This window comes from Noviherbaspirillum galbum, from assembly GCF_010974945.1.
GTDB classification, from domain to species: domain Bacteria; phylum Pseudomonadota; class Gammaproteobacteria; order Burkholderiales; family Burkholderiaceae_D; genus Noviherbaspirillum; species Noviherbaspirillum galbum.
This window is the reverse complement of record NZ_JAAIVB010000023.1, coordinates 1-10,588: the sequence shown is the minus strand read 5'-3', so window position 1 is coordinate 10,588 and position 10,588 is coordinate 1. Positions and strand designations below refer to the sequence as shown.

General features: G+C 63.5%; 9 protein-coding genes and 1 pseudogene. 3 read left to right on the top strand and 7 right to left on the bottom strand.

Annotation, left to right across the window (positions count from 1 at the left end; all coding sequences use genetic code 11):
- Positions 1-198, bottom strand: a pseudogene (locus G3574_RS07770) (ABC transporter substrate-binding protein); the annotation flags it as partial.
- A gap of 220 nt (positions 199-418) precedes the next feature.
- Between G3574_RS07770 and G3574_RS07765 the strand changes: the two are divergent.
- A complete protein-coding gene (locus G3574_RS07765) occupies positions 419-928 on the top strand; it encodes an Lrp/AsnC family transcriptional regulator (RefSeq protein WP_163961718.1) in 510 nt (169 codons plus the stop codon).
- A gap of 159 nt (positions 929-1,087) precedes the next feature.
- On the opposite strand, the gene G3574_RS07760 is transcribed toward G3574_RS07765, so the two are convergent.
- The 6 genes from G3574_RS07760 to folD form a co-directional block, all read right to left on the bottom strand.
- The gene (locus G3574_RS07760) at positions 1,088-2,404 is read right to left on the bottom strand and encodes a D-amino acid dehydrogenase (protein WP_163961716.1); all 1,317 of its coding nucleotides are present in this window, start codon (positions 2,402-2,404) and stop codon (positions 1,088-1,090) included.
- 137 nt (positions 2,405-2,541) lie between these two features.
- A complete protein-coding gene (locus G3574_RS07755; protein WP_163961714.1) occupies positions 2,542-2,958 on the bottom strand; it encodes a hypothetical protein in 417 nt (138 codons plus the stop codon).
- Positions 2,955-3,386, bottom strand: coding sequence for a DNA polymerase III subunit chi (locus G3574_RS07750; protein ID WP_163961722.1), 432 nt, complete (start codon positions 3,384-3,386; stop codon positions 2,955-2,957). Before G3574_RS07750 ends, G3574_RS07755 begins: the two co-directional genes overlap by 4 nt.
- A gap of 66 nt (positions 3,387-3,452) precedes the next feature.
- Positions 3,453-4,091, bottom strand: a complete 639-nt coding sequence (locus G3574_RS07745; protein ID WP_163961712.1) for a glutaredoxin family protein — start codon at positions 4,089-4,091, stop codon at positions 3,453-3,455.
- A gap of 25 nt (positions 4,092-4,116) precedes the next feature.
- Positions 4,117-6,186, bottom strand: a complete 2,070-nt coding sequence (locus G3574_RS07740; RefSeq protein ID WP_205609698.1) for a M3 family metallopeptidase — start codon at positions 6,184-6,186, stop codon at positions 4,117-4,119.
- Between the two features lie 13 nt (positions 6,187-6,199).
- Complete coding sequence (folD, locus tag G3574_RS07735; RefSeq protein WP_163961710.1) at positions 6,200-7,045, bottom strand: bifunctional methylenetetrahydrofolate dehydrogenase/methenyltetrahydrofolate cyclohydrolase FolD; 846 nt, start codon at positions 7,043-7,045, stop codon at positions 6,200-6,202.
- A 279-nt stretch (positions 7,046-7,324) separates the two neighbouring features.
- On the opposite strand from folD, the gene aceE reads away from it, so the two are divergent.
- Both aceE and G3574_RS07725 read left to right on the top strand, forming a co-directional pair.
- Entirely contained in the window at positions 7,325-10,021 is a 2,697-nt protein-coding gene (gene aceE / locus G3574_RS07730) for a pyruvate dehydrogenase (acetyl-transferring), homodimeric type (RefSeq protein ID WP_163961708.1), read from the top strand.
- Positions 10,022-10,265: 244 nt separating this feature from the next.
- Positions 10,266-10,588 (top strand): biotin/lipoyl-containing protein (locus tag G3574_RS07725; RefSeq protein ID WP_328804759.1); only part of this gene is annotated, 323 nt, incomplete at its 3' end.

The window sequence follows — 10,588 nt, the reverse complement described above, 5'->3', positions numbered from 1 at the left end:
GATGGTCACGCCCTTGGCGTTGAGCTCGTCGATGGCCATGCGCGCGCCGTTTTCGTTATCTTTCCCCAAGTGAGCGATGGCGCCGGAGATCGGGCCGACGTGGCCGATCTTGACGACCTGTTCCTGTGCCGACGCTGCACCCGCGAACGCCAATGCCAGTGCGCCAGCCAACGGAATCATTTTTGTCGTGAACTGCATAAAATATTCTCCTAAGGATTGAAAAATTACAGGGTTACTGCAACACTCACCTTGTGTCTCCAGTCATGGCCGGTCGCTGTCGCGGTACGACGCCGCTCCCGCCATGCCCCTCTACATGTTATCTATCTATTCAGAAATCTGAACAGGCAGACGGTACAACATAAAAAACGGATCGCAAAGAGATTTTCTGCGGTTTTTTGAAAAAATCTTCAATTTTTATATGCCGAAATTCCATGCCCTCGACAAGGTCGATCGCAAGCTTCTGAACCTTCTGCAGAAGGACAATCAGACGCCGACTCGAGTGCTCGCCGAAAAGGTGCATATCTCTCAGCCGACCTGCCTCAGGAGGGTGCGCGAGCTGCGCGAGAGGGGCATCATCAGTGCGGACGTCGCGATGGTGGATCCGTTCGCGCTCGGTTACGGCATGCTGGCCTTTCTCGAGGTATCGCTCAACAACCAGTCCGACGAGCACATGCAGGAATTCGAGGCGCGCATGTCGAAAGAATCCGAGGTCATGCAGTGCTACTTCGTTTCCGGCGACTATGATTACTTCCTCGTGGTGCATGTGATCGACATGGACGCCTATTATCAGTTCGTGAGAAGGGTGATCTCGGGAAGCGGCAACGTGCGCCATTTCCAGTCGCGTTTTCCAATGAAGCGCGCCAAGTTCGCCACCCGCGTCATCTTCGACGAGAAGGTCCCCGAACTGCAGGTGCGCGTGGCGAAGTAGCTTTCCTCCTTAACGCGACCTGTGAATCGCGGATGACAAAAACCCCGGCATTGCCTGACAATGCCGGGGTTTTTTGTAAGCGCCTGTTTCCGCGTTTTCTCAGGACAATTCAGATAAGCTCAAATCAGCTCAAGTCGACTCATATCGGCTCATATCGGCTCAGGCCCTTGCCGGGTGCGAGTGAAACGCGGACTTGCCCTGGCCGTGCTGCATGCCGGTGAATGCGAAATCGACCTCGGGCCGTCTTCCGGAAACGATCTCCGCGATGGCGCGTCCCGAGCCGCAGCCCATGGTCCAGCCGAGCGTGCCATGGCCGGTATTGAGAAACAGGTTGGCGATGCGGCTCTTGCCGATATAGGGAACGTTCGACGGGGTGAGCGGGCGCAGGCCGGTCCAGTAGACCGGATGATCGTAATCGCATGCCTCGGGGAAAAGTTCACTGGTGCGCCGGGTGATGGCGTCGCAGCGCGTGCCGTTGAGTTCGCGGGTGTAGCCATTGAGCTCGCAGGTGCCGGCCACGCGCAGCCTGTCGCCAAGCCGAGAAAACACCAGCTTGTAGCCGTCGTCCGTCAGCGAGACGGTGGGCGCCAGGTCGGCGTCGCGTACGGCGTAGGTGGCCGAGTAGCCCTTGCCCGGATACACCATCAGGTCGATGCCGAGCGGCTTGAGCAGGGGCGTGGAGAAACTGCCGAGCGCCACCACGAAGGCATCGGCGCGCAGCACCTGGTGGCGGCCTTCGCCATCGATGACTTCGACGCCGGTCACGCGCGCGGAAGCGCCGCTGCCTTCGGTCAGCAGGCGCGTCACGCTGGTCTGGAAGCGGAATTCCACGCCGGCCGCGGCGGATGCCGACGCGAGGCCGGTGGTGAACTGGTAGACGTCGCCGGATTCATCCGTTTCGGTGTAGTCGCCGCCGGCGATACGGCCGCGCATGCCTGCCAGCGCCGGTTCAATGCGGACCACTTCGTCCGGTCCGATGGACTGGCGCGGACAGCCGAGGTCGCGCATCAGCTTCGCGGCGGGCAGGGACGCCTGGAATTCCTTTTCGTCGGTATAGAAGTGGAGGATGCCGCGCGTGAGCGCGTCGTAGCGGATGCCGGTTTCGGCGCGCACGGCCTGAAGCGTCTGGCGGCTGTACTCGCAGATCGCGACGATCTGGCGGATATTGTAGGCGGTGCGGCCCGGCGTGCATTCGCGCAGGAACCGCAGGGCCCAGCGCCATTGCAGCATCTCCGGCCGGAAACGATAAAGCAGCGGGGCGTCTTCCTGGCCCAGCCACTTCAGGACCTTGAGCGGCGCCGACGGATTGGCCCAGGGTTCGGCGTGCGAGACGGAAATCTGGCCGCCGTTGGCGAAGCTGGTTTCCTGGGCGGGACCGGGCTGGCGCTCGATGACGGTGACGTCATGGCCGGCCTTGCGCAGGAACCAGGCCGATGACGTGCCGATGATGCCTGCGCCTAAAACGATGACTTTCATGCGATGCTCCGTGAAGTATTGACCGCATTGTAAAAAGTTATCGATTTCCCGGGTAGGCAATCACGAGTGATTTTTTTGCCGATTCGGACGACTGGCGGGAAATTCTGAGCATTCAGCAAAAAATCCGCGCGATTCTTTTACTTTTTCGTTGCTTGCAGTCTGGTAATTTCCTGCGCCACCGCGCGCGTCACCATGTCTTTCATGGCCACCTGCAATCCGCCCTGGATCTCGGAGGCGAGCTTTTCCACGGCGGTCTGCAGCACGTCGGCCAGGCTGTCGCGCACGCGTTGTTCAAGCACGAAATCGATGCGTTCCAGAAGCTGGTAAAGCACCTTTTCGCGGACCTCCCGTTCGAGCCGTTCCCAGCGCTCGTCTTCCGCCGCGGCCCTCGCGGCATCCGGAACGGGTTCCGCGTCATGCTCTTCCGTCAGCGGCGCGGAAGAGGCGGCCGGCGTGGTGGAAGGCGCGGCCGCCGGCACTGGCGCGGCCGTGGCCGTGGCCGGTATGATTTCTGTGAGGACCGGGATGCCGGCGTCCTGCGGGGGATTGCTCATGCCTTGTCCGCGTCGTAGGGGAAGTGATTGAGGGGATAGCCGCGCTGCTGGTAGAAGCGGTAGCGCTCGCGGCCGGCCAGCGTTTCCTGCGCGCCGGACGCGACGATTTCCACCATCCGGTCGAAGCGGGCGAAATGCGCGGGCGTGCGGCCGGAAAGGTTGACGAGCACGTCGTGGTGCGGCAACTCGGTGTCGTCGCTGTCGGCGAGGATGACCGGCGTCGATGCCGCCAGCGCATCATCCGCCGCGACGTGCGGCAGGAAGGAGCGGTCGGCGAAGGTCCACAGGCGTTCGTCGATGGCGTTCATGTCCGCGCGGTCCCTGGCGAGGATGACGACGCGCCGGTCCGCGGCGCGCGCCTTGCGGACGAGGCGGCAGGCGTAATCCATCATGTCCGGCACGTTGCTGTGGAAGTCGATGCGCGTCATGTCGTTGGCGTTGCTCATGTCAGTGCGCGGCCGTGGTCCTGGTCGGTCCCATGATCCATCCGTATCTCAGAAGCGGAAGCCGGGCGGCGCATTGCCGGTGGCGGGCGGCAGTTCGCGCGCGGGCGCCGCATCGTTGCGGGCATCTTCCTTCTTCTCGGGCACGGCGGGCTTGGGCGCGGCCGCTTCGGCGGACGGCGCGCGCCAGCCTTTCGGCAGGCGGCTGCTGTCGGGATAGCCGGCGCTGCTCAGCAGGGTATTCCAGGTGCCGCGCTGGAAGCCGCTTTCCTTGCGCCGTCCCACCAGCAGCAGGGGCACGTTGTTGTCGCCGGCGATCTTGCGCAGGTAGTCCACGTCGTCGTTGCTGCTGACGGTCTTTTCACGGAAGGGAATGCCGCGTTCCTGCAGCATCTTGCGGCCGTCGTCGCAGGGCGCGCAATTCTTCCCGGTATAGAGCGTGACCGGGTTGGCGCGCACCGCCTCGGCCAGTTCGTAGGGCAGGTCGCCGGTGTTGATGTCGTCGGAGGAAAATGCCTTCGTCTCGACGCGCTTGGCACTGGGCGGCGGCGGCGTGTCGCTGTAGGTCACCTTGCCGTCCGGGCCGACCCACTTGTAGAGCTGGGCCTGCGCGCCGGCGGCGAGGAGCAGTCCGGCGCCCAGCAGCGCGAGGCGGGAGGCGAGGGAAACGTAATGCTTGGCGTGCTTCATGTGAGTCCTGTTGTAGCGGTCCGGGTCAGGCGGCGACCATGCCGTTGTGGCGCAGCAGGGCGTCGATGCTCGGCTCCCGTCCGCGGAATGCCTTGAAGGATTCGAGCGCGGGGCGGGAACCGCCCATGGACAGGATTTCATCCAGGAAGCGGCGGCCGGTCTGCGACGACAGCACGTTGCCTTCCGCCGCGCCGGCTTCCTCGAAAGCGCCATAGGCATCGGCGGACAGCACTTCGGCCCACTTGTAGCTGTAGTAGCCCGCAGAGTAGCCGCCGGCGAAGATGTGGCTGAAGGAATTCTGGAAGCGGTTGAAGGACGGCGGGACCAGCACCGCCACCGCGCCGCGGACTTCGTCCAGCACCTGCTGCACGGTCTTCGCGCCATTGACGTCGTAGTCGTGGTGCAGGCGCATGTCGAACAGCGCGAATTCCACCTGGCGCAGGGTCTGCAGGCCGGCCTGGAAGTTCTTGGCGGCGATCATCTTGTCGAACAGCGGCCGCGGCAGCGACGCGCCGGTATCGACGTGCGACGTCATGTGCTGCAGCACGTCCCATTCCCAGCAGAAGTTTTCCATGAACTGCGACGGCAGTTCCACCGCGTCCCACTCGACGCCGGCGATGCCGGATACGCCGAGGTCTTCGATGCGGGTCAGCATGTGATGCAGGCCGTGGCCGAATTCATGGAACAGCGTGATGACTTCGTCGTGCGTGAACACCGCCGGCTTGCCGCCGACCGGCGCGCTGAAATTGCAGGTCAGGTAGGCCACCGGCGTCTGCAGCGCCGCACCGCGGCGGCGGCGGGTGCGGGCATCGTCCATCCATGCGCCGCCGCGCTTGCCGCTGCGGGCATACAGGTCGAGGTAGAACTGGCCGATCAGCTCGCTATCCTTCTCGATGCGGAAGAACTTCACGTCCTGGTGCCAGACCGGCGCGCTGTCCGGGCGGATCTGGACCGAGAACAGCGACTGGATCACGCGGAACAGGCCTTCGACGACCTTCGGCTCGGGGAAGTATTGCTTGAGTTCCTGCTCCGAGAAGGCATAGCGCTGCTCGCGCAGCTTTTCCGAGGCATAGGCCACGTCCCAGGATTCGAGCGTGTCGAGGCCGAGCTCGGCGCGGGCGAAGGCGCGCAGTTCGCCGAGGTCCTTTTCGGCGAAGGGACGGGCGCGCCTTGCCATGTCTTCGAGGAAACCGATCACATGTTCCGGCGACTCGGCCATCTTCGACACCAGCGACACTTCGGCGAAGTTCTTGAACCCGAGCAGATGCGCTTCTTCATCGCGCAGCTTCAGGATCTCGACGATATTCTGGGTGTTGTCCCATTCCGGCTTGCCCGCTTCGGACGCGCGCGTGACGTTGGCGCGGTAGATGGTTTCGCGCAGGCCGCGGTTGTCGGCGTATTGCAGGATGGGGAAATAGGAAGGGAAGTGCAGCGTGAACAGATAGCCTTGCTTGCCTTCCTTCTCGGCGAGGGAACGCGCGGCTTGCTTCGCGTCTTCGGGAAGGCCGGCGAGGTCGGCCTCGTTAGTGACGTGCAGCTTGTAGTCATTGGTGGCGTCGAGCACGTTCTCGGAAAACCGCGTGGACAGCGCGGCCTGCCTTTCCTGGATCTCGGCGAAGCGGCGCTTCTTGTCGTCGGGCAGGTCGGCCCCGCCGAGGCGGAAGTCGCGCAGCGCGTTCTCGACGATCTTCTTGCGGGCCGGCGTCAGCGTGCCGAACTCCGGGCTGCCGTGCAATGCCTTGTACTTCTGGAAGAGGTTCAGGTTTTGGCCCAGCTCGGTCCAGAACTCGGTGACCTTGGGCTGGTTTTCATTGTAGGCGGCGCGCAGCTCGGGCGTGTCCATCACGGCGTTGAGGTGGCCGACCACGCCCCAGGCGCGCGCCAGGCGCTCGGTGCTGTCCTCCAGCGGCTCGACGAAATTGTCCCAGCCGACGGATGCCATCGGCGCTTCCAGGCGCGAAACCACGGCGCGGTTCTCCGCCAGCAGCGCATCGATCGCGGGCGCGACATGCTCCGGCCTGACGGCGTCGAAGCGGGGGAGATCGGAAAAGTCCAGCAAGGGATTGGCGCTCATCGCGTTCAGGGCATCAGTCATGCGTCAGGCTCTCTCAGGTTCTTTCAGCGGCTTCAATGGTGTTGACGAGGAGCATCGTAATCGTCATCGGACCGACCCCGCCGGGGACCGGGGTGATCCAGCCGGCGACTTCCTTCGTCTTTTCGAAATCAACGTCGCCGCACAGCTTGCCGTTGTCATCGCGGTTCATGCCGACGTCGATGACGACGGCGCCCGGCTTGACCATGTCGGCGGTGACGAGATTGCGCTTGCCGGTGGCAACCACGAGGATATCAGCCCGGCGGGTATGCGCGCCGAGATCCCGGGTCTTGGAATTGCAGATGGTAACGGTCGCGCCGGCTTGCAAGAGCAGCATCGCCTGCGGCTTGCCGACGATGTTGGACGCGCCCACCACCACCGCGTTCGCCCCGCGCACCGGGTAATCGATGGATTCCAGCATCTTCATCACGCCATAAGGCGTGCAGGGGCGGAAGAGCGGCTGGCCTGTCATGAGCAGGCCGGCATTGCTGACGTGGAAGCCGTCGACGTCCTTTTCAGGGGCGATCGCTTCGATCACTTTATGCGCATCGATGTGCGCCGGCAAGGGAAGCTGCACCAGGATGCCGTGGATCTTCGGATCCTTGTTGAGGGCGTCGATGCGCGCCAGCAGCGCGGCTTCGGTCATGTCGCCGTCGTATTTTTCCATGACGGAATGCAAGCCGTTGTCCTCGCAGGCCTTGACCTTGTTGCGCACGTAGACCTGGGACGCCGGATTGTCGCCGACCAGCACCACCGCCAGGCCGGGTTGCCGTCCCCGGGCGGTCAGCGCGGCGGCCCGCTTGGCGACGTCGGCCCGGATGGTCTGGGAAAGGAGATTGCCGTTGATGAGTTGAGCAGTCATGGAGTCTGAGAAAACGCAAAAAGGTCGGTGGGAAACTGGAAGAAAACGTGATTATAAGGCGAGGGCGCGGGGCGGGAGGAAAGTCGGCCTTGCCGGTGAAGCGGCTGGATGCTGCGGTGCGTCAGCCATATTTCACATTATAAAAAGGCGTACCGTAATTTGAAAAGTTGAAAAAGTGCTGTTAGAATCTTTTCACCGCGCACCATCACGGCGATTTCTTGTCAAAAAAATCCCGGTCCTGCCCCTGGCCGGAGTCCATTCACCAAGGAGACACGTTACATGTCCGCCCAGCTCGACCAAGTGTTGGCGCAAGCCGCCAACGACCCCGATGTCATGGAAACGCAGGAGTGGCTCGACGCCCTCGAAGCCGTGATCGAAACCGAAGGCCCTGAGCGTGCCCACTACCTGATGGAGCGCATGGTGGACCTGGCTCGCCGCCGCGGCGCGCACATTCCGTTTTCCAGCAACACCGCGTACGTCAACACCATTCCCGCCCATCTCGGCGAACACTGTCCCGGCAATCTCGAATACGAGGAGCGGCTGCGCTCCTGGATGCGCTGGAACGCCATGGCGATGGTGGTCAAGACCAACCGCGCCGACGGCGACCTCGGCGGCCACATCTCCAGCTTCGCCTCGCTCGCCAACATGCTGGGCATCGGCTTCAATCATTTCTGGCACGCGCCCTCCGAAAGCCACGGCGGCGACCTGCTCTACATCCAGGGCCACTCCTCGCCCGGCATCTATGCCCGCGCCTATCTCGAAGGCCGCCTGACCGAGGAACAGATGCTCAACTTCCGCCGTGAGGTCGACGGCAAGGGGCTCTCTTCCTATCCGCACCCGAAGCTGATGCCGCATTTCTGGCAGTTCCCGACGGTATCGATGGGCCTCGGCCCGCTCATGGCGATCTATCAGGCGCGCTTCCTCAAGTACCTGCACGCCCGCGGCATCGCCGACACTGCCCCGCGCAAGGTCTGGACCTTCTGCGGCGACGGCGAGATGGACGAGCCGGAATCGATGGGCGCGATCGGCATGGCCGGACGCGAGAAGCTCGACAACCTGGTGTTCGTGGTCAACTGCAACCTGCAGCGCCTCGACGGCCCGGTGCGCGGCAACGGCAAGATCATCCAGGAACTGGAAGCCGACTTCCGCGGCGCCGGCTGGAACGTGGTCAAGGTCATCTGGGGCGGCTACTGGGACGAACTGCTGTCGCGCGACAAGGAAGGCATCCTGCAGCGCGTGATGATGGAAACCGTGGACGGCGAGTACCAGAACTACAAGGCCAAAGATGGCGCCTACGTGCGCAAGCACTTCTTCGGCAAGCATCCCAAGCTGCTCGAACTGGTGTCGAAGATGTCCGACGATGACATCTGGCGCCTCAACCGCGGCGGCCACGACCCGCACAAGATCTACGCCGCCTTCAAGAACGCGCAGGAACACAAGGGCCAGCCGACGGTGCTGCTGGTCAAGACCATCAAGGGCTTCGGCATGGGCAAGTCCGGCGAGGCGCGCAACACCGCGCACCAGACCAAGAAGCTGGACGACCAGGCCATCCGCGAGATGCGCGACCGCTTCAATATCCCCATCCCCGACGACAAGCTGGCCGAGATTCCCTTCTTCAAGCCGTCCGACGATGCGCCCGAAATGAAGTACCTGCAGGAACGCCGCCAGGCGCTCGGCGGCTACCTGCCGCAGCGCCGCGCCAAGGCCGACGAGCAGCTCGCGGTGCCCGACATCAGCGCTTTCCAGGCGGTGCTCGACCCGACCGCCGAAGGCCGCGAGATCTCCACCACCCAGTCCTACGTGCGCATCATCACCGCGCTGCTGCGCGACCAGAGCCTCGGCAAGCGCGTGGTGCCCATCCTCGTCGACGAGGCGCGCACCTTCGGCATGGAAGGCCTGTTCCGCCAGATCGGCATCTTCAACCAGCAGGGCCAGCTGTATGAACCGGTCGATAAGGACCAGGTGATGTACTACCGCGAGGACAAGGCCGGCCAGATCCTGCAGGAAGGCATCAACGAAGCGGGCGCGATGAGTTCCTGGATCGCCGCGGCGACCTCGTACTCGACGAACAACCGCGTGATGATACCGTTCTACATCTTCTACTCGATGTTCGGCCTGCAGCGCGTCGGCGACCTGGCCTGGGCGGCCGGCGACATGCGCGCCCGCGGCTTCCTGCTCGGCGGCACCGCTGGACGCACCACGCTCAATGGCGAAGGCCTGCAGCACGAGGACGGCCACAGCCATGTGTTCGCGGCCACCATCCCCAACTGCGTGCCCTACGATCCGACCTTCGCCCACGAAGTCGCGGTCATCATCCATGACGGCCTCAAGCGCATGGTCGAGAAGCAGGAAGACGTGTTCTACTACATCACCCTGATGAACGAGAACTACGCACATCCCGGCCTCAAGCCCGGCACCGAGCAGGACATCCTCAAGGGCATGTACCTGCTGCAGGAAGGCGACAAGAACGCCAAGATGCGCGTGCAGCTCATGGGTTCCGGCACCATCCTGCGCGAAGCCATCTTCGCCGCCGAGCTCCTGCGCGACGACTGGGGCGTTGCGGCCGACGTGTTCTCCGCGCCGTCGTTCACGCTGCTGGCGCGCGACGGCCAGGAAACCGAGCGCTGGAACCTGCTGCATCCGACCGAGGCGCCGCGCCAGTCGCACGTGGCCAGGATGCTGCAAGGCAGCTCCGGCCCGGTGGTGGCGACCAGCGACTACATGCGCCTCTTCGCCGAACAGATCCGCGCCTACATCCCGAAGGGACGCAACTACAAGGTGCTGGGCACCGACGGCTTCGGCCGCTCGGACAGCCGCGCGAAACTGCGCGAGTTCTTCGAAGTCAACAGGTATTACGTGACCGTGGCGGCGCTGAAGGCGCTGGCGGAGGACGGCGTGATCGAGAACTCGGTGGTGGCGCAAGCCATCGCCAAGTACGGCATCGATCCGAACCGGCCGTATCCGCCGACGCTGTAATCGCCGAATCAGAGAACAACAATCTCTCCGACATAAACGGGTTGCATCGCCTGCCGTGCTCCTTCCCCTTTAAGGGGAAGGCTGGGATGGGGATGGGTTTCTTCAGCACCTAAAGGAAGTTCTTTAAGCGCAACCGAAACCCATCCCCACCCTGACCCTCCCCTTGAAGGGGAGGGGACGAAGGAAACAGGACTGATCGCTTTACCCGCTACCTCGGTAGACCAAGAACAACGGAGCAAAAAAAATGAGCATGGTTGAAGTCAAGGTCCCCGATATCGGCGACTTCAAGGAAGTGGAGGTCATCGAGCTGATGGTCAAGCCGGGCGACACGATCGCCGTCGACCAGTCGCTGATCACCGTCGAGTCCGACAAGGCGAGCATGGAGATTCCCTCCAGCCACGCCGGCGTGGTCAAGGAAGTCAAGGTCAAGGTCGGCGACAAGGTGTCGGAAGGCACGCTAGTGCTGATGCTCGAGGAAAGCGCGGGCGCGTCCGCGTCGGCCCCGGCGGCGCCCGCGCCCCAGGCCGCCGCTGCGCCTGCGCCCGCTGCCGCTGCGCCCGCACCGGC